Source organism: Robertmurraya kyonggiensis, assembly GCF_005116465.1.
GTDB classification, from domain to species: domain Bacteria; phylum Bacillota; class Bacilli; order Bacillales; family Cytobacillaceae; genus Robertmurraya; species Robertmurraya kyonggiensis.
Genome location: NZ_SWBM01000001.1, coordinates 1281943 through 1301020, shown reverse-complemented (window position 1 = coordinate 1301020; position 19078 = coordinate 1281943). Strand labels below are relative to the sequence as shown.

Below are 19078 nucleotides of genomic sequence, written 5' to 3'. Positions count from 1 at the left end.
GGGATAAGCCATTAGTGGCCAATCCCCTCTTCTATTATCCTAATGATTTTTCTTTACCCCCACCATCTTTATGAACAAACACTTGGTGTGGTAACGGAATTTCAATCCCATGTTGTTCGAATGCTTCTTTAAACTCCTTACGCAATTGACGCTCAACTTCAAATTGCTCGCCATTTACGGTCTTCGCAATGACTCGGATCACAACATCGGACGCGCCAAAGGCTTGTACACCAAGCACATTTGGACCCTCAACAATTTTATCATTGGCTGAGGCCATACGATCGCATACTTCTTTCATCACATCGGTGACTTTGTCTAAATCGTCATTATAAGAGACGCTAATATCGACCAGTGCTCTCATATTTCCGCGTGAATGGTTACTTACAGTTAAGATTTCACGGTTAGGAATATAGTGTAATGTTCCGTCAAGACCACGTAGCTGTGTTGTTCTTAATCCAACTGCCTCGACGACACCATCAAAATTGCCAATTGTGACATAGTCGCTTACATCAATTTGTCTTTCGAGTAACAAGAAAAATCCAGTAACGACATCACTGACAAGACCTTGGGCACCAAAACCAATAGCAAGACCGACGATTCCGGCTCCAGCAATTAGACTAGCTACTGGAATACCAAGAATACTAAATAATGTGGCAGCAACAATAAAAATTAAAGCATATGAAAAAATATTTTCCGTCAGCTTATGTAAGGTTAATGTTCTACCTTCAGTAATCTCTTTTCGACTCAAGATTCTGTCATACGTGCGGTCGATGATTTTATAACCAATCTTTCTTATTAAAATAAACGCAACGATGACCCCGACGATTTTTAGAGCAATCAATCCTGCATCTATGGAAAGACCTTCCCAGTCTATCTTTTCTAGGTTGAACATAACATCATCCTCTCTATTTCAACATTTCAGTCATTAGTGTACAAAAATAAACATAAAAGGTCTAGTTATTTTAGATCTAAATGATTCTTACACTCCATGAATTTTCGAAAAGGAAAGGAATATGATGTTGTTATAAGAGAATGATTTTGAAAGGAGTCCAGTATGGCAAATTTCATGTATCCGTATATAAGTTGGCAACAGCAATGTACTACGGTTCCAATTGTCTTTCCGCCTCAGCATCAAAATAGACATCCAGGATTGGAATATGTAATGAATCCTCGCCCTTTATCGCATAATCCAGCCTATAAAGGAAGCGGGAAGTTGAAAAATAAAGTAGCGATTGTAACAGGTGGTGATAGTGGGATCGGGCGGGCTGTAGCTATTGCTTTTGCGAAGGAAGGAGCAAATCTTGTCATTCCATATCTGAACGAACATCAGGATGCGAATGATACGAAGCAATTCATTAATCAATTAGGACGTCAATGTGTAACATTAGCTGTCGACTTAAGATATGAGGAAAACTGTCATTATGTTGTGGATACGGCTTTGAGGAATTTTGGTCAATTGGATGTACTCGTCAATAATCATGGTGTTCAATTTCATCAAAAAAGCATTCTGGAAATCACAAAAGAGCAACTGATGAACACATTCCAAACAAATATCATTTCTTTTTTTGATATGACGAAAGCTGCACTCCCCTATCTTCGTCCAGGAAGCTCTATTATTAATACAACTTCAGACACGGCCTTTTCAGGAATGAGTTTTATGATAGATTATACAGCTTCCAAAGGTGCGATCGTTTCCTTTACTCGCTCTTTAGCCCTCTCTCTTGCTGATCAAGGTATTCGAGTGAACGCAGTCGCGCCAGGACCTATTTGGACCCCGTTAATTCCTTCTGCCTTCACAGCTGAAGAAGTTACCACATTTGGTACGGAGGTGCCACTAGGTAGACCGGGTCAGCCTTTTGAGCTTGCTCCTGCCTATGTCCTGCTTGCTTCGGACGATGCTTCCTACATATCTGGACAAATCCTATTTGTAAATGGAGGCTCTATCGTTACATAGTCATTCAGTATGAATTTTTAGGAATGTGATCCCATTTTTCCAAACGCGGTTTTCATTGTTTTTTCTTAAATGTTCGAATCGACTATTTATCAAAAGAATCAATGTTGCGGAAAAAGCCTCTCCAAAAATAAAAAAAGGATAAAACGATAAGTTTCATCCAGTTATTGTTTCTCATGTTCTGGGAATAAGAAATAAGAAATGATTCCTGATAAAAGAACAGATCCTAGGGTAATTAATAGTCGAATCGATGAACTGATTTCTGAATATCCAGTGTCTAGCATCCAAAAAGCCGCGATTCCGACAATGATCATAATTGGTATCATCAATGTAATTCTTTTAGATTTCAAGTTGAACTCCCCTTCTCGTTTTGTATCCGTATCTATTATACAGAAACAATCAAATAGGAAGCTAGAATTATTCATTAATGGATTGGTAAATTGAATTTAATGTGTAAAGTCTTGCTGTGAAAATAAATAAACCGTCATTATTATTTTCCACAAACTCATCGATACTAGTGATCCCCTTTTTTATCCGATCAATTAAAATCTCAGAATCTCTTTTTTCCCAAACAAAACGATTCACTCTCAGAAGCTCACTTGCTAATAATTGCAAACGGTATTCTTCAACAAGATTTTTTAAGCGAAATAACATATTTGGATCAGAAAGAACGGAATTTACCTCATATTGTCGATTTACAAATGTGACAAAGGAAGCTACATTTTCCGCTAAAAACTGTGTTTTCTCTCGAGCGATCTCCAATGTTAACACCTCATTTCTTGACGTAGATCACGGTAATATATTCGTGAATAGGCACATTCATACATACTTCCAATTCAAATTGGCATTCTAAAAATGTGGAGGTGAACATGGATTGCCAAAAGAAAACAAATCTTCGGTTGGACAAAAAGCAAATGCCATGGACCAAGGGACCAATCTCGTATCACAAGTGATTAACAATGCGTCTGGATTGGATAAAGGAAACGATGGGAAAGTAGGAAATAAAGAATGATTTTTTTACATAATGAAAAAGGAGACGATTTTTATGGAGCAACAACAAGCACCAATGTCTAGCCCGCCTCGAGCCATTACTACGAAGGATTTGACGTATTTAAAGGATGCGATGTCTTGGGAACTTCTTGCCTTCAAGAAATTCAATTTCTATGCGCAGCATGTGACGAATGAAGGAATCAAGCAAGCCTTGGATCAGGCTGGGCAAATGCATCAAAATCATTATCAAAAATTGTTGTCACATCTTCAGGTAAATAATAATGCGATAATGTCCACAGTCCCGCAACCCAATCAGACACAACAACAGCAACATTAAAACGGAGGGATACATAAATGCAGAACCAACAACAGCAACAAAATAAACAGATTGCGAATCCGTCCACTGGGCAACTTCCAAAAGTAAAAACTCCGGAAATGAATGATCGAGATTTTATTAATGATGGGCTTGCAACTTGCAAATATTTAACGGATAGTCTTAACATCGCCGTACGTGAGGCGAGTCATGAACAGTTATATAAGGACCTTTTACAAATGCTTGAAGAAACCCATGATAGTGCCAGACATTTGTTCGATGTCATGTTCCAAAATGGATGGTATAAGTTAGAAGCGGCCGAGCAACAAAAGATCGACCAGGCCTACCAACAATTTAGTAACTACTCCACTCAGTTTCCGTATCAATAATGGATGAGACCTTGCTCATTATGCAGGGTCTCTTTTCATTTTATTAATTTGAATTAATATCCTATGTGACGAAATCAGCATGTTTTTTTCTAGTCTATGACAACCTTTGTCGTTAATAAAATATAAAGTGAACTAGATATGGTGATTTGAGAAAGGAGAAAGAACATTGCCTTATTATTGGGGAGTGGATTCTGCGACAAGAGCAACGAAGGACGTATATGATTGCGTCTTAAAGAACTATGGAAAACCGAATTATTGGGGAAGATATTTGGCTCCTATCCCAGGAAAGGTAGATGTTTTAACGCGTGACGAAGTGCAGTTTCTTCACAATAGCGGGACAAAGGTGTTACCGATTTACAGCAACTTTGATCGAGCTGTTGGGTATCGTGAAGGAACGGTGATAGCACAGAATACGATTTTTCAAGCTAGAAGACTTGGATTACCAACTGGAAAGGTTGTGTTTGCGAATATCGAAAAATATTTTGATATAGATGAAGCCTGGATTCGTGGCTTCGTTGATGGGATATTCCCGAGTGGTTTTAAGCCAGGCATATACCATGATCCAGTAGTCGGTGAATTTAGTGGAGCCTATTGTGAAGCTGTATCGAAAAATTCTGAAGTTGCGAATCAGGTCATTCTTTGGAGTGCTGAGCCTGAGCCTGGTGTCTCAAAGGCCCGTAATGCACCTAATTTTCGGCCGTCGAAGCCGCGTTGCAAAGGAAATGTTTGGGGATGGCAATACGGAAGAGATTCAACGGTTTGTCCTATCGACACGAATTTAGTTAATAGTCAATCATACGAATTGCTATGGTAGCTTGTAGCTGACATCCTCATGTAGGATGTTTTTTTCATGGTTTTCACGTAGTATTGTTGGGAATTTCGACTTTTATAAACAAAATGTTATAATTTTACAAAAATTCTGATATAATTGAAATATAGCCGTCCCTTCCCTATTCCCTTTCCCTATTTTTAGTAAACCTATTTTACAAAGAAGGAGGTTCAACCATGTATCAGATCAAGGAAAAAGAAAAGCTTTTTATTTATACCGGACCGGATGGTTCTGGTAGGAAAACCGTTGCCAAAATGGTAGCCACTGCATTTGATATGGAACCCGTCATTTCATACACCACTCGTGCTCCCCGCCATTATGAAAAAAATGGAGAAGACTATCATTTTGTTGACCTCATCACGTTTAAAACAATGGAAGAAAATCAGGAATTTATTGAATCTATCGAAATCGACGGAAATCATTACGGGATTCGCGAAGAAGATATTGTAAATGCATTTGCGTCCCATAATCTTGTGTATTTAACGTTGAATCCACAAGGAACGGAAAAGTTGAAAAATATGTACAGCGATAAAGTTATGCGCTTCTTCCTCTATGCGAGTCGTGATACGGTCATTAGCCGGCAAAACGAGCGTGGAGATAGCGAAGAAGATATTCAACGTCATTTGGCTCATTATGATGAAATTATGAGCTATAAAAATGAATGTGAATATGTTTTTGAAAATTATGATTCGCCTCAGATATCTTACCAAATTAGCGAGGTTATTGAGAAATTTTTAGATCGGGATATTATCGTGACGGATTACTAAGGGCTCTTTTCTCAACTCTTTGATCAATTGTAGTTAAAATTTAACGAATCAAACAATTGTTTCCAATCTCAATAGGTTTCGAATTAGAGAGAAAAGAGCTAGTGACAAAATTTAAAGCACAAAATATTTATTTCTACTTTAAAATGGGTACTAAGATTTTAAAAACAATGTTTAAAAAATTGTTATAATAACGAAAGGAGTATTTGATCTGGGGATCAAATACTCCTTTTTAAATGGATGTGAGATGAATTAGAGCTGGGATAAGTGATTTCGCCCATATCATCGTGATAAAGGCAGCGAAAATCATCGCTAAAGTTGAGAATGTTGCTTCTTGCTCCCCGTACTCTCTCGCTTTGTTGGTACCAACACCGTGCGCGCTCATGCCTAAAGCAAGTCCTTTCGCTAATGGCGATTTAATGGACAACACTTTAATCACATGCGGTCCGATGATACCACCAATAATACCTGTGAAGATAACAAAAATGGTTGTTAATGTTGGTAGTCCGCCGATGTCTTTTGATACCTCAATTGCGATCGGAGTGGTGATCGACCTTGGCAATACACTGATTAAGAAATTCGAATTTAATTGAAAGGCGATGGATAATGCAAATGAACTCATAATGGCAACTAACGTACCTGTCGTCACACTGATTAAGATAATTGACATATTTTTCTTAATAACTGGCAAATGCTTATAAATTGGAATCGCAAAGGCCACCGTTGCTGGTCCCAATAAGTGCGTTAGAAAGGCTGCGCCACTCATATATTGATTGGCTGATACATGAAACGGTAGAATCACGGCAATGATTAAAATAGGACATAGCAAAAGTGGATGTAAAAGAAAAATTGGGTATTTTTTATATAACTTTTTCGATACGAAGTAGAGTATACAAGTCATACATATCATAGCTGCATATATCATGCTGTCTCACGATCTTTCCTTTTGAAAATTTTATCGGCAACAAAGGCTGTTGTCCCCATCACAATAAATGTACTTACGCCGATCAGAAGAATGGTTTCAAGTCCTTGTAAGCTAAAAATATCATCATAATTAATAATTCCTACTGCAGATGGAACGAAAAATAGTAGAAGCTCTGCAATTAACCAGCCTGCTCCCTTTTCGACCCATTCGATCTTTACGATTTTTAAACAAAGTGCGATAAAAAGAAGGAACAGTCCAATCATGGAAGCAGGAATTGAAATCCCAAGCAGTGCTTTGACACCAGCACCTAAATATAAAAATACATGGATAAATAGAATTTGTAAGGCAATCATTAGGATTTTCATGAACATGTTCCCTCCCTTTTTGAATCAATATGAACATATTACAACGGGAATGAACATGCGTAAAATACATATTTATTATAGCTTTCATAACTTTAGGTTATATTGAGATTTAGACAAAGAGTGTTCAGAGATGAATTCGACAAAAGTTCTCCCTGCGTAAGACAAGTATTTATCCTTTTTCGTAATAACAGCCAGGTTCCATGGTGTCACAGGTACCAAATCAATAATTCGGACGCGATTGTTCATAATTCGATTACAGATTGATTCTGGAAGTATCGTTATACCGAGATTCGCTGCGACCATTTCAGACATTAAATCCCACTGAGAGCTCTTAAAGAGGATCTTCGGTTCGAAGCCGAGCTTGATGAAGTTTTTCCACATAATATCGTGTAAAGCAAAGCTCTCATGGTAAAAGATCAGCTCTTCGTCCTTAAGTTCTTTTAAATGCACCTTTGTGGCGTTCGCGAGGCGATGTTCGTGATGTACCACCAGCTTCATCTTCTCTTCAACGATCGGATAAATATGAAACATCGTACCATCAATCGGAAGTACAGCAACCCCTAAATCAAGCTCCCCATCTTCTACGGACCTGACAACCTTCGCTGCACCGTATTCAGTTACATTAATTTTGATGTTCGGGTACAATTTATGAAAATCCGCCATAATATTAGGGAAAAATAGACTTCCAATAATCGGTGGTAACCCGATGTGGACCTCTCCCCTTTTTAAATTCGTTAAATCATCAAGGGTGGTGGTCATGTTCTCAAGCTCTGAGAAAATCTTTTGTGCATATTCCGAGACAATATGACCTGCATCGGTCAGTTCGTTTGTTTTATTGGAACGAATCAACAAGGTCATCCCGAGCTCCTCTTCTAGCCCTTTCATCATCTTACTTAAGGCTGGTTGTGAAATATGTAAACTTTCAGCCGCCTTCGTTATACTCTTTAATTTTGCGATTGTAAGAAAATATTTTAATTGACGTAATTCCAACGAGATACACCTCCAATTCTTAATTATAGGCATAAGAGCAAAATCACTACAACTTTTTATATTCCAACGATAACCATTTACAAAATCATATTTACCACCTATAATACATTCGTACATACTGAATAATCGCATTCACTCATATAATCGCGGGGATATGGCCTGCAAGTTTCTACCGGTGTACCGTAAATACACTGACTATGAGTGAGCAATGGGAATGCCCCTTCTCGGAATCATATTGGCTTCGTCCAAGGGTGCTTATTCCATTTCCTTCTAGCATAACCTGAAGGTCATTGACTCACTCATTTATTGGGGAGTGCAATGATTTTCAGGTTTTTTTTGTAGTTTGTACGCAACTACATCTAGGAGGAAAAATATGAAACTTTTAAAAGAAAAGATTCAATCAGAAGGAAAAGTGCTATCGGACCAAGTATTGAAAGTCGATTCCTTTCTCAACCATCAAATTGACCCACAACTAATGGTTGAAATCGGCAAAGAATTTGCGAACCGATTTGAGGCCGAGCAAATAACAAAGGTTTTAACGATTGAATCATCTGGGATTGCTCCTGGGTTAATGGCCGCTCTTGAATTGAACGTTCCGGTTGTGTTCGCTCGAAAAAGAAGGTCCCTTACCTTGATTGACGATTTATTAACAGCAGAAGTCCATTCTTTTACGAAAAATGAAACGAACCAAATCTCTGTTTCTCGTAAATATTTACGTGAGACTGATCGAGTTTTAATCATTGATGATTTTCTGGCAAATGGTCAGGCTGCCCTTGCGTTAGCTGAAATTGTGAAAGAAGCTGGTGCAACGGTTTCTGGAATAGGAATCGTGATTGAAAAATCATTCCAACCAGGTGGAGATTTACTTCGAGAAAAAGGATTTAAAGTTGAATCCCTTGCAAGAATTGCTTCTCTTGCTGGTGGCGTGTCGTTCGTAGAAGAATTGGAGGTCGTAAGATAATGGAAAAGAACTTTTTTAAAACTGCTTCACTAGGTATTCAGCATGTGCTTGCTATGTATGCGGGGGCTGTCATCGTTCCGATTATTGTTGGCGGAGCACTAGGATTAACAGGTGAACAATTAACCTACCTCGTTTCGATTGATATTTTAATGTGCGGGATTGCTACATTGCTTCAGGTTTGGAAAAATAAGTTTTTCGGCATCGGATTACCGGTTGTCCTTGGTTGTACGTTTACGGCTGTTGCTCCAATGATTGCCATCGGTGGGGAGCACGGTATTTCTGGGATCTATGGTTCGATTTTAGTTTCTGGACTCATAGTTGTTTTAATCTCTTCTTTCTTTGCGAAGCTTGTAAAATACTTCCCTCCTGTCGTGACAGGTTCTGTTGTGACAATTATTGGGATCACTCTAATTCCAGTTGCAATGAATAATGCAGCTGGTGGTGAAGGTAGCGCTGATTTCGCTTCTCCAACGAATATTGCTCTTGCTTTTGGTACGTTGCTCTTTATTTTAGTTTTATATCGTTTTGCGAGAGGATTTCTTCGTTCGATTGCAATCTTAATTGGTTTATTAGTAGGTACAGCTATTGCTGCTTTCATGGGAATGGTTGATTTCACTGCTGTAACAGAAGCATCTTGGTTCCATATGCCAAAGCCTTTCTATTTTGGACCACCAACCTTTGAAATTACAGCGATTATCACGATGACACTTGTGGCTATCATTAGCTTAGTAGAATCTTCTGGTGTATACTTTGCCCTTTCCGATATTACAAAGCGCGATATCTCTGAAAAAGATTTAGCTCGTGGTTATCGTGCTGAAGGTCTTGCGATTATTTTAGGTGGATTATTTAATTCGTTTCCCTATACGACTTTTTCACAAAACGTTGGTCTGATTCAAATGTCTGGTGTGAAGAAAAACAGCGTGATTTTTACGGCTGGAGGCATGCTTGTCTTTATCGGTTTAGTTCCAAAAATCGGTGCATTTACTACTGTGATTCCAACAGCGGTTCTTGGTGGTGCGATGATCGCGATGTTTGGAATGGTCATTGCTTCAGGAATTAAGATGTTGAGTAAGATTGATTTCGGTTCCCAAGAAAATTTACTTATTGTGGCTTGTTCCGTTGGAATGGGACTTGGTGTAACAACAGTACCTTCTATTTTTGCGAACTTGCCAGAAAGCATTCACATTTTAACAAGCAACGGAATTGTTATTGGTAGTGTAACAGCGATTGTGTTGAATATTATTTTTCATATTGTTCCAAAACGAAAAACAGTTGCAGCAGTTGTTGAAGGACAGCAGGCTTCATAAGAAAAGGCTCTTTTCGCAAAGATTGTTGCTTTTAGATAAAAATTGATATATATCCATAGTAATTCTTTTAAAAACAGTAAATGGGCAGCGAAAAGTGCCGTGCAAAAATAATCTGTTGCATTAAACCACCTGAAGGTGGCAGCGCCTCGTAGGAGGTGTAAATGTCGGCTTTTGGACATTTACGAAAATAACAACAATCAATAAGAAAACAGTGTAAGAAGAAGAGCTAAGGATTTCCTTAGCTCTTCTTCTTATACAGACTGTATCATTTCAACCCTGTTTCCAAACGGGTCTCTGAATTCAAAACGCTCAAATCCAGGGATTGGGACGGCTTCAATAATCTCAATTTCGTTTTGTACTAAAACTTTTCTCCAGTGAGCTAAATCCTCTACTTGATAAGCTAAGTGTGCTTTTGTCGTTAAACGGTCGAAACGGTCTTCTGTACCGACATGAACCTCTCTATCCCCTACTTGTAACCAAAAACCACCGCGACCCTTCAATGTTTCGGGCTTTTCTTTTTCTGGGAGACCGAGAATTTGGCAATAGAACTCTTTTGCCTTATCTTCTGAACCTTTTGGAATCGTAATCTGTGCGTGATGCAAACCGAGTATCATGAAATCCCTCCTTATTAACTTTCTAAACATTTCTCCATTTACACATAGTCATCTACGATCATAAATCTAAAAGTATCATAATTAAATTATTAATAATTTATATTCTTTGATAAGAAGTGCTTATGTGCAGGAAATGAATCCAATTATTTCTTGGGTTTTTCAACCATCTGTTTATTCCTGAATACAATAATTAAAAACAAAGGATGAATACAAATGCCCTTCTCACCTCCTGTTTGGGTTCGCACCCTTCATATCGCGAGTGGAACGGATATGCAGGTCTATTATCCGCAAGTACAACAGATGAAAAATCAACGATTAGAAAGGTTCATCAATCAGCAAATGGTGGCTAAAACACAGGATTTAATCGACCTACAGGTTGGGACGACGCCGTCCACTCCGATTGTGGAAATGCTCGGAACTTTTGAGATCAAAAATAATCAGCGCGATGTCCTAAGTGTGTCCTTTTCGAATTATGCCTATCATGCAATGGCTGCTCACGGAATGACGTATATTAAATCGTTAACCTTTGATTTGCAGAAAGGTACAGATGTTCAGTTGAAGGATCTATTTAAACCTGGAAGTGATTATATATCGAGGATATCGGAACGGATTAAGCATCAGATTGAAGAAAGAGAAATCTCTCTCATTGAACCATTCACGACGATTAAACCAGACCAAGATTTTTACATTGCAGATAAATCACTCGTTATCTATTTTCAGCTATATGACCTGACGACTTATGCTTTCGGATTTCCGATGTTTCCAATCTCTGTTTACGACTTACAAGATATTATTGACGAAAATGGTACTTTGGGGCGGATGGCGGAGAATAATTGAAGAACCCTATAAAGGTTCTTCTTTTCTATGAATCTCCTAAAATTGACAATTCTTATATGAATTATTATAATTTTAAGAACAATGAATCAATCATCTTTTGAAAGTGAGTGATACAAGTGGAAAACCGACAAATAAGTTTTGGTAAACAAGATGCTCCAGTAAAAGTAGAAGTATTCTTAAATTTAGCCTGCCCATATTGTGCTTCCTATTTTGGAATTGCAGAGGATGTGTTGCCTGAGTATATTGCAAATGGACAAGTGGAATACATAATCAAGCATTATGATAAACCTAGAGAGATGTTGTTGATTGGAACTCTCGTAAATACATTCCTAGATTATAAGAATCCTGAGCGAGTGCGTGAAATTATGAAAGAGCTATTTGAGACTCAGAACCAATGGGATGTTCTCAATAATCATGAGATCAAGAACCTATTAACAGAAAAATATCAATTAAAAGAAGAACCGGATAATATTGAGGAAAGTTTAAAAATTACTGCAGAGGCGATTCGTAGAAATGTAAAAATGGTTCCTACTGTATTCATCAACGAAAAGGAATTCCAATATCCTCGAGAAATAGGTGGAGCCGAATTAAGAAGTGAAATTGAGGCTGCCCTAGCTTATTGAGAAAAAGCGACAGCCAATTGACTGTCGCTTTTCTTGTCTAAAAGTTCATTACTCGATTGAGAACTTTTTTCTCTAGTTCAGTTACTTGCGTATTATCTCTCTCCCGTGGTCTCTCGATCGAAACATTCAAATCCATCGCAATGTTCCCATTCTCAAGCAACAGTACTCGATCGGCCAGAGAGATCGCTTCGCCCACATCATGCGTGACAAGAAATGCGGTGAATTGATGTTCTTTCCACAGATTCAATATTAATTGATGCATTTCAAGTCGAGTAAAAGCATCTAGTGCGCCTAATGGTTCATCTAAAAGTAAAAGCTTGGGCTTACTGATCAATGCTCGTGCCAAGGAAACCCGCTGTTTTTGTCCACCTGATAAGACGTGTGGCCATTCATCTTCTCTTCCTGCCAGACCTACCTTTTCAAGCATTTCGGTCGCAAGTGCTCTGATTTCACTCTTACTTTTCGAGTTATCTGAGTGACTCAAGCCGATCTCGACATTTTCCACCACAGTAAGCCAAGGCAATAGTCTAGATTCCTGAAACATAACACGAACTTCAGGATTGATGCCCTTAATAGCTTTTCCGCCTAACATAATTTCCCCTGTTGTCGATTCATCGAGACCTGCAAGTAATCTTAAGAATGTGCTTTTTCCACAACCACTACGACCAACGATAGAAAGAAATTCTCCCTTTTGTACTATTAAATCAAGTTGTTTAAGGACATGAACATGTCCAAATGATTTTGATATTTTTGAAACATGGAGACCAGCCCCTTCTTGTACCATGTGTTTCACCTCATAAAAGATCCCTTATTTCTGTTTCGCGTAGCTTGGATGCCATTTTAATGTCTTTTCTTCTATTAGCTTTGCTAATGTATCAGCTAATTTTCCTAATAAAGCATAAATAATAATACAAAGGATTATGACATCCGTCTTCATAAATTCACGTGCATTCATGGCCATATAGCCAATTCCAGAATCAGTGGCAATGGTCTCGGCGACGATTAAAGTTAACCACATTAGACCTAATGAATACCTTAAGCCAACAAAAATAGAAGGAAGGGCGCCAGGAAGAATCACCTTCTTAAAAAGTTCCCAGCCACTTAATCCATATACTCTTCCCATTTCGATTAAGCCTCGATCCACAGTCCGAATTCCATGATAGGTATTAACATAAATCGGGAAAAAGACTCCAAGTGCTACAAGGAAAATCTTCGCAGTTTCCCCTATCCCTAACCAAATAATTACTAATGGAATAAGTGCTAAATGTGGAACATTACGAACCATTTGAATAGTAGTGTCAAAAAACTTTCCTGCAAATGGGAATAGTCCATTGACGAGACCGAAAATAAATCCGATTCCTCCACCGATTAAAATGCCCACAATGGCTCGATAAGCACTAATGCCTAAATGATAGTACAATTCGCCAGATTGGAAGAGTTTGACACCTGTGTCAAGGATAGTGCTTGGCGGTGGAAATAAACGTGAATTAATAATTTCATTAGAAGAACAAATTTGCCAAATGATGATTAGGAATACTGGTAAAACCCATTGTTGTATTCCCTCAAAACGAAATCGTTTGTTCATAGTTGCATCACCTATTCTAAGCTCTCTGGGAACCACTCTGGATTAAGAGTAACCATATCAGAAACCGAGATTTTGTCCTCAATTAATTTTTCTTGTAGAAATATATCAGCAATGTCTTGTTGTTCCACTACAACGGATTCAGTTATTTCTTCAACTCCGTATGTTTTCCGTTCAACTGTCGTTTTTAACGCATTTTCATCAATTCCTAGTGCGTCTGCCAACATTTTTGCTAACTCTTCTTTATTTTCATTGGCCCATTTATCCGACTTATTCAATTCTTCTAAAATAGTTTTAATAACATCAGTATGTTTCTTTGAAAAATCATCTGATGCAAAGTAGTAAGTGCGATTATTTGTAAATCCTTCTCCGTTAAAGAGAATCTTTGGATTAATATCCTGTTGTAGAACTGCTAAGAATGGATCCCAGAAACCTAATGCGTCTACACGTTTGGATTCAAAGGCTGCTCTACCTTCAGAAGCATCCTTTACGTATGCGAAATTAACATCTGCTGAAGTTAGTCCTTCTTTTTGTAAGGCTTTCATTAGTAGATAATGCGAGTTCCAACCTTTTCCGATCGAAATTGTTTTTCCTTTAAGATCAGCGGCTGTTTTGATATCTGAATCTCCATGAACAAGAATCGCTAATCCTTCTGGATTTGGTGCTTCAGAAGCAACGTATACTAAAGGCATGCCTGCTGCTTGAGCGAATACAGCATTTGCATCAGCAGCATGTCCAAAATCAATATTGTTTGTATTTAGTGCCTCTAATAATGCTCCTCCTGTTGGGAATTCAACCCACTCTACCTTGATATTTTCTTCTTTTAACTCGTCTTCTAAGTAACCTAATGATTTTAGAATATGTAACGTGTTTCCTTTTTGGTAACCTATTTTCACGGTTTCAGTTTTTTCTCCTGAGCTAGATGAATTACTAGTTTCAGAGTTGCAAGCTGTAAGAATGATAGCAAAGGTAACGATGATCATACTAAGCAACCACTTTTTCATTGACTTTCCTCCATATAGTTAGAATTTTTTGCATATACTGATTATATCCAATTGGCATATAAAGTCAATCAGTTTACTCGGTTTTGATTTTTAAAGCAACATAGAAAGGGTGGAAATAAAGAAAGTTACTTTTTGCGAATATAACATAGCAGTTTTGCTATTGAGAAATTAAATCGTCCTATTCTGTCTTATCTCAAACTGAGGATGTGTTAAGTAATCCATATATCTGATATCCCCAGTGTGTTCTAATTAGCCTTATAGCGCGTTTGATAAGCAGGTGCTTTTATCAGATTCAAAACTTCATCCTTTGCGATCTATCTACTATCTGTTGTTTCATCTGAGACTGATAATTCCCCACCTAGTGGCTGACAGACAAAATCTAGCATTACCTTTGTTGGGACATCGGTTACGCCGTCATACCACTTATGGATACCGGTATTCGAATATATCCCAATTAGATGTGAAACCTTTACTTCAATCCCGCTTTCCTCTTCTATTTCTCTAAAAAGAGCATCTGTCAGATTTTCACCAACTTCTACTTGCCCTCCTGGAAATACCCATCCTCCATCTTTTGTTTTCACTAAAAGAATATTCCCTTGATGATCTTCTACAATTCCTCCAACGGCCACGATATGTGTTGGCATTATCATTCCGATTTCCCCCATTTAATTGATAATATCTCTTAATCTTTTCATGACTGAATGAATGGTTAATCTATGAAAGGAGATTAGTTGTCCCTTATAAATAACTGAAAATATTCCATAAGGAGTTGGAGATAATTCCATCAATTCATCTCGATTTCTAAAATCAATGATTTTGGCATCAATCCCCAATGTTTTTGCTGCAGCCATTACATTTTCTGTCGCGATATCTACATAGGGACATTGAAAGGTACGAAGAATGGTTAGAACTTGAAATCTCTCAATTCTTTCCTCCCAGTTACATGGAAAAGTTGGTAGATTACTTTTTTTCAATGGATAGGCAAATAATTCAAAATGAAAAGGTGCCGTATCCACTAACTCAAATTGATTTTTAAAGAAAATATCTTTGCTTGGGGTCCATGAAGTTTCTGAATTTGTTACAACTGCTATGCCAGCTTTACCTCTATTTATTGCGTCCTCTAGGCATTTGTTTATCAGCTTCGTTCCATAACCCTTTCCAGTTTCACTCACCCACAAACAATGAATGACCAAATAATTTTCAGCATAAACGACTCGAGAAGAAAATTCGGATTCCGTATATTCTATAAAGCCTACTTGTTTTTCCTTCTCAAACAGTTGAATATACTTCAAACCTTCTTCAAACCTATTATTAAGCCAGTTGTTTTTGCTTATGTAACCATTTGATGATTTCTTACTTCTGAGACAAAAACTTCCGATTCCGTCAATGGTTGTTGTATTCAACTCATGCATATGAACTTCTGCCAAAATAACTTCCCCTCCAAATCATCCACTTTTGTCTATTTTAACAGAAAATTACAATTATTGATAAACTAAAAATAGCAAACCAATTCCTAAAAGAATTTAGTCTGCTATTTGAATAAATTTAATGAATCACGACTTCATTCTTCAAATTTTTCACCGATTTACGACCAATCGAATGATACTCCACTCGATGCTGCTTCACTGCCTCAATTGAATAGCAATTTCGTCCATCATAAATGACAGGTGTTCTCATCATATTTTCATAGACGGAAAGTGGTAGCCTCTTAATCTCATCCCAGTCGGTGATGATAAACGCCATATCAGCTAAGTACAGGGCTTCCACGATATCTTTAGTAAAATGAACTTCACTTGGTAAAACCGATTTCGCTTTTTCAATGGCTACAGGGTCATATGCTGTTATACTCACTCCTTCTTCAAGTAAGCGGTTGGTCATCACAATCGAAGCAGACTCCCGTACATCATCCGTGTTTGGTTTAAAGGAGAGGCCGAGTAAAGCGACATTCAATCCTTGTAAATTTCCGAAGCGAGCCATAGCTTGTTCGACTAGTTTTACTTGTTGCTTATTGTTCACGTTGATGACAGCTTCTAAAAGGTCAAATTTATGCTTCACATTCCCTGCTATCTGAACCAATGATTTTGTGTCCTTTGGAAAGCATGAGCCACCATAGCCAATACCGGCTTTTAGAAATTGAGTGCCAATCCGTGAGTCCAGCCCCATTCCATAGGCTACATCCTCTATATTGGCACCCAATTTTTCACAGATGGTCGAGATTTCATTGATGAAGCTTATCTTTGTTGCTAAGAATGCGTTGGAAGCATATTTAATCATTTCAGCACTTTTTATATCCGTATGAATCACTTTTACATGAAAATGTTGATTTATTTCTTCTATAACAGTTGCAGCTGTGTCGTTATCTGAGCCGATGATGATTCGATCACCACGGAAAGTATCGTTAATCGCTTGCCCTTCTCGTAAAAACTCCGGATTGGAAACGACTTCGACCTTCAACCCATTCATCGTAATAAGCTCTTTAATCCTTTCGTTCGTTCCGACTGGTACGGTGCTCTTTGTGACGACTATCACATTTTTTGTTGCATATTTAGCTATATTATTAGCGGCCCGAAAAATATATTCCAAGTTTGATGAGCCGTCTTCTTTTGCTGGTGTCCCAACAGCTATATAAATCACTTCCGCATCATGAAAGGCAAATGAAGAATTTGTTGTAAAAAATAGACGGTTATTTTCTAGATTTTCTTTTACTAAATCCTCAAGCCCTGGCTCATAAAAAGGGATGATCCCTTTGCTTAAGTCGTAAATTTTCTTTTCATCGATATCCAAACATTTCACTTGATGACCAATTTCGGCAAAGCATGCACCAGTTACGAGTCCAACGTATCCAGTTCCGATTACAGCAATTTTTCTCATGCCTATCCCTCCTACATGTTCGCGACGAAATCCTGTGGTTTGTCTAGCTCAATAACTTCCTCATAATGAGTCAATAAGTCATGGAAAATAGCGTTCCACGAACGACTTAAAGCATATTTTCGTCCTTCATAGCCCATCTGTTTTCGTTTCGATGGATTTTGTAAAAGTTCAACGATACGAGATATAAAGTCTTCTACATTTCCAGGTTCACATAAGTGACCTGTATGATCGTGACGAATAATTTCCTGAACCCCACCAGCTCTTGCTCCAATCGCTGGCGTACCACAGGCGAGTGCTTCTAAGACGACATTTCCAAATGTTTCAGTTTTTGATGGAAAAATAAATAGATCGCTCGCAGCATATAGTTCAGCTAATTCTTGCCCTTTGATATAACCGGTAAAAGTCATATTTTCGTTATTTTGCTCTTGAAGTTCATGATAAAGTGGTCCGTCACCTGCAATGAGCCAATGAACGTTCTCTTTGATTTCAGATGGTAGCTGCTGTGCAATTTTTATGAGTACATTAATGTCTTTTTCAGGTGCAAGACGACCAACAAAGGATAATATATAAGGTGCGGTAATACGATATTCTTCACGAAGACGGCTAGATGAAAAGTTTGGATGAAAGATTTGGCAATTGACCCCTCTGCTCCAAATTTCTAGATCAGAAAATCCTCGCCGGATAAGCTCGTGTTTTGTTTCATAGGAAGGTACGAATGTTTTTTGAAAGGAGCTATGAAACCAATTCATATATTTCCATAGCCATTTTGAAAGAAATTGTAGGTCGTAGTATTGGAGATAATGGTCAAAATGAGTGTGATAAGAACCAACGATGGGAATATTCAATTTTTTTCCATAATAAAGGCCTGTTAATCCCATATTAAAAGGGGTTGCGATGTGGATAATGTCTGGTTGAAATTGCTCTAGCTCTTTTTTGATATGAAAGACATTCGGAAGAGCTAGGCGGCATTCTGGATAGAGGAAAAATGGTAAGCTCGCAAAGCGAAAGATTTGTTTGGTAAAAGGATCCTCGTCTTTTGTATCAGGTACAAATAGACGATACTGAATTTCATTTTGGTCCAAGTATTCTACAAATCTTTGAAATGTACGAGCTACTCCATTCACTTGCGGAGTAAATGTATCTGTAAAGATAGCAATCTTCATGCTTCTCCCTCCCCCTAAATGAGTGAAACCATTAATAGCCCGAATATCGTACCAACAATCGAACCAGCTAGTACATCGGATGGATAATGTAGACCCAGGAATACGCGGGACATTCCTACACTAATACCAACTGGATAGAGAATGACGCCCAAAATCGGCATTTGGATTATAAACGGTGTAATAATCGAGAAGATTGCTGTCGTATGCCCCGATGGGAACGAATGATCCGATAGAGGATTGGCTGGTACTCTTGCATCCTGTAAAGCAAGATATGGTCTGCTTCTAGGATAAAGTTTTTTAATAATAGAGACTAAGATGTGACTGGATGTGAGAGCTGCTGCACTTTGAATTCCCCACATTTTCACAGGAATTTCGGCAAATACAATAATGAACAGGGTCACAGCAATCGTGAACCACGCGCCGCCTAAATGAGTGATTTGACGAAAAAACGCATTCAAGCTTTTTCGCTCAAATTGACGGTTTAACGTACGAAATAAATGACATTCAAACTTATAAAGACTCTCAACCCATTTTACTAGCATTGTCCCTCTCCTTTATCCCTTTCTTGATGTTAATTATAAAGGTCGATTGTAATGTGGA

The 19078-nt window shown here is 38.0% G+C and carries 25 protein-coding genes and 1 riboswitch; of the genes, 10 read left to right on the top strand and 15 right to left on the bottom strand.

The genetic code is table 11. The features are described from left to right. Positions 1-34 precede the first annotated feature (34 nt). Entirely contained in the window at positions 35-892 is an 858-nt protein-coding gene (locus FA727_RS06635) for a mechanosensitive ion channel family protein (protein WP_136830126.1), read from the bottom strand. 162 nt (positions 893-1054) lie between these two features. Between FA727_RS06635 and FA727_RS06630 the strand changes: the two genes are divergently transcribed. Then, a complete protein-coding gene (locus FA727_RS06630) occupies positions 1055-1954 on the top strand; it encodes an SDR family oxidoreductase (RefSeq protein ID WP_136830125.1) in 900 nt (299 codons plus the stop codon). Between the two features lie 161 nt (positions 1955-2115). On the opposite strand, the gene FA727_RS06625 is transcribed toward FA727_RS06630, so the two are convergent. Continuing rightward, a complete protein-coding gene (locus tag FA727_RS06625; RefSeq protein ID WP_136830124.1) occupies positions 2116-2301 on the bottom strand; it encodes a histidine kinase in 186 nt (61 codons plus the stop codon). A 67-nt stretch (positions 2302-2368) separates the two neighbouring features. After that, the gene (locus FA727_RS06620) at positions 2369-2713 is read right to left on the bottom strand and encodes a hypothetical protein (RefSeq protein ID WP_136830123.1); all 345 of its coding nucleotides are present in this window, start codon (positions 2711-2713) and stop codon (positions 2369-2371) included. Positions 2714-2825: 112 nt separating this feature from the next. Between FA727_RS06620 and FA727_RS24355 the strand changes: the two genes are divergently transcribed. From FA727_RS24355 to FA727_RS06600, 5 genes are all read left to right on the top strand, one after another. Then, positions 2826-2963: a hypothetical protein gene (locus FA727_RS24355; RefSeq protein ID WP_170209240.1), complete on the top strand. Its 138-nt coding sequence runs from the start codon at positions 2826-2828 to the stop codon at positions 2961-2963. Positions 2964-2996: 33 nt separating this feature from the next. Next, entirely contained in the window at positions 2997-3278 is a 282-nt protein-coding gene (locus tag FA727_RS06615; protein WP_246041726.1) for a ferritin-like domain-containing protein, read from the top strand. A 17-nt stretch (positions 3279-3295) separates the two neighbouring features. Beyond that, a complete protein-coding gene (locus FA727_RS06610; RefSeq protein WP_136830121.1) occupies positions 3296-3643 on the top strand; it encodes a spore coat protein in 348 nt (115 codons plus the stop codon). A gap of 166 nt (positions 3644-3809) precedes the next feature. Further along, positions 3810-4457 (top strand): glycoside hydrolase domain-containing protein, encoded by a 648-nt coding sequence (locus tag FA727_RS06605; RefSeq protein WP_136830120.1) that lies wholly within the window; start codon positions 3810-3812, stop codon positions 4455-4457. A gap of 191 nt (positions 4458-4648) precedes the next feature. Next, positions 4649-5239, top strand: coding sequence for a guanylate kinase (locus FA727_RS06600; protein WP_136830119.1), 591 nt, complete (start codon positions 4649-4651; stop codon positions 5237-5239). 229 nt (positions 5240-5468) lie between these two features. On the opposite strand, the gene FA727_RS06595 is transcribed toward FA727_RS06600, so the two are convergent. The 3 genes from FA727_RS06595 to FA727_RS06585 all read right to left on the bottom strand — a co-directional run bounded on the left by FA727_RS06595 (position 5469) and on the right by FA727_RS06585 (position 7516). Beyond that, positions 5469-6161 carry an LrgB family protein gene (locus FA727_RS06595; RefSeq protein WP_136830118.1) on the bottom strand — a complete coding sequence of 231 codons (693 nt, stop codon included), beginning with the start codon at positions 6159-6161 and terminating at the stop codon, positions 5469-5471. Further along, complete coding sequence (locus FA727_RS06590; RefSeq protein ID WP_136830117.1) at positions 6158-6526, bottom strand: CidA/LrgA family protein; 369 nt, start codon at positions 6524-6526, stop codon at positions 6158-6160. The genes FA727_RS06595 and FA727_RS06590 overlap by 4 nt, the downstream gene beginning before the upstream one ends. A gap of 84 nt (positions 6527-6610) precedes the next feature. Next, positions 6611-7516 carry a LysR family transcriptional regulator gene (locus FA727_RS06585; protein ID WP_136830116.1) on the bottom strand — a complete coding sequence of 302 codons (906 nt, stop codon included), beginning with the start codon at positions 7514-7516 and terminating at the stop codon, positions 6611-6613. Positions 7517-7632: 116 nt separating this feature from the next. Beyond that, a riboswitch (purine riboswitch) is annotated at positions 7633-7734 on the top strand. 155 nt (positions 7735-7889) lie between these two features. On the opposite strand from FA727_RS06585, the gene FA727_RS06580 reads away from it, so the two are divergent. After that, a complete protein-coding gene (locus FA727_RS06580; RefSeq protein ID WP_136830115.1) occupies positions 7890-8477 on the top strand; it encodes a xanthine phosphoribosyltransferase in 588 nt (195 codons plus the stop codon). After that, positions 8477-9784, top strand: a complete 1308-nt coding sequence (locus FA727_RS06575) for a nucleobase:cation symporter-2 family protein (protein ID WP_136830114.1) — start codon at positions 8477-8479, stop codon at positions 9782-9784. Before FA727_RS06580 ends, FA727_RS06575 begins: the two co-directional genes overlap by 1 nt. A gap of 251 nt (positions 9785-10035) precedes the next feature. On the opposite strand, the gene FA727_RS06570 is transcribed toward FA727_RS06575, so the two are convergent. Next, positions 10036-10398: a VOC family protein gene (locus FA727_RS06570; RefSeq protein ID WP_136830113.1), complete on the bottom strand. Its 363-nt coding sequence runs from the start codon at positions 10396-10398 to the stop codon at positions 10036-10038. A 213-nt stretch (positions 10399-10611) separates the two neighbouring features. Between FA727_RS06570 and FA727_RS06565 the strand changes: the two genes are divergently transcribed. Further along, positions 10612-11235, top strand: coding sequence for a DUF3298 and DUF4163 domain-containing protein (locus tag FA727_RS06565; RefSeq protein ID WP_136830111.1), 624 nt, complete (start codon positions 10612-10614; stop codon positions 11233-11235). Positions 11236-11351: 116 nt separating this feature from the next. Continuing rightward, entirely contained in the window at positions 11352-11858 is a 507-nt protein-coding gene (locus FA727_RS06560) for a thioredoxin domain-containing protein (RefSeq protein ID WP_246041724.1), read from the top strand. A gap of 37 nt (positions 11859-11895) precedes the next feature. Here FA727_RS06560 and FA727_RS06555 read toward each other — a convergent pair whose 3' ends face one another. From FA727_RS06555 to FA727_RS06520, 8 genes are all read right to left on the bottom strand, one after another. Beyond that, positions 11896-12642, bottom strand: coding sequence for an ABC transporter ATP-binding protein (locus FA727_RS06555; RefSeq protein ID WP_136830107.1), 747 nt, complete (start codon positions 12640-12642; stop codon positions 11896-11898). Between the two features lie 24 nt (positions 12643-12666). Further along, positions 12667-13443 (bottom strand): aliphatic sulfonate ABC transporter permease SsuC, encoded by a 777-nt coding sequence (gene ssuC / locus FA727_RS06550; RefSeq protein ID WP_136830105.1) that lies wholly within the window; start codon positions 13441-13443, stop codon positions 12667-12669. 11 nt (positions 13444-13454) lie between these two features. Beyond that, positions 13455-14444 (bottom strand): sulfonate ABC transporter substrate-binding protein, encoded by a 990-nt coding sequence (locus FA727_RS06545; protein ID WP_136830103.1) that lies wholly within the window; start codon positions 14442-14444, stop codon positions 13455-13457. A gap of 314 nt (positions 14445-14758) precedes the next feature. After that, positions 14759-15094: an NUDIX hydrolase gene (locus FA727_RS06540; protein ID WP_306461656.1), complete on the bottom strand. Its 336-nt coding sequence runs from the start codon at positions 15092-15094 to the stop codon at positions 14759-14761. Between the two features lie 15 nt (positions 15095-15109). Continuing rightward, positions 15110-15871 carry a GNAT family N-acetyltransferase gene (locus tag FA727_RS06535; RefSeq protein WP_246041722.1) on the bottom strand — a complete coding sequence of 254 codons (762 nt, stop codon included), beginning with the start codon at positions 15869-15871 and terminating at the stop codon, positions 15110-15112. Between the two features lie 118 nt (positions 15872-15989). Next, complete coding sequence (locus FA727_RS06530) at positions 15990-17315, bottom strand: UDP-glucose dehydrogenase family protein (RefSeq protein WP_136830099.1); 1326 nt, start codon at positions 17313-17315, stop codon at positions 15990-15992. Between the two features lie 11 nt (positions 17316-17326). Continuing rightward, entirely contained in the window at positions 17327-18478 is a 1152-nt protein-coding gene (locus FA727_RS06525; RefSeq protein ID WP_136830097.1) for a glycosyltransferase family 4 protein, read from the bottom strand. A 14-nt stretch (positions 18479-18492) separates the two neighbouring features. Next, positions 18493-19020 carry a phosphatase PAP2 family protein gene (locus FA727_RS06520; RefSeq protein WP_136830095.1) on the bottom strand — a complete coding sequence of 176 codons (528 nt, stop codon included), beginning with the start codon at positions 19018-19020 and terminating at the stop codon, positions 18493-18495. Between the last annotated feature and the right edge of the window lie 58 nt (positions 19021-19078).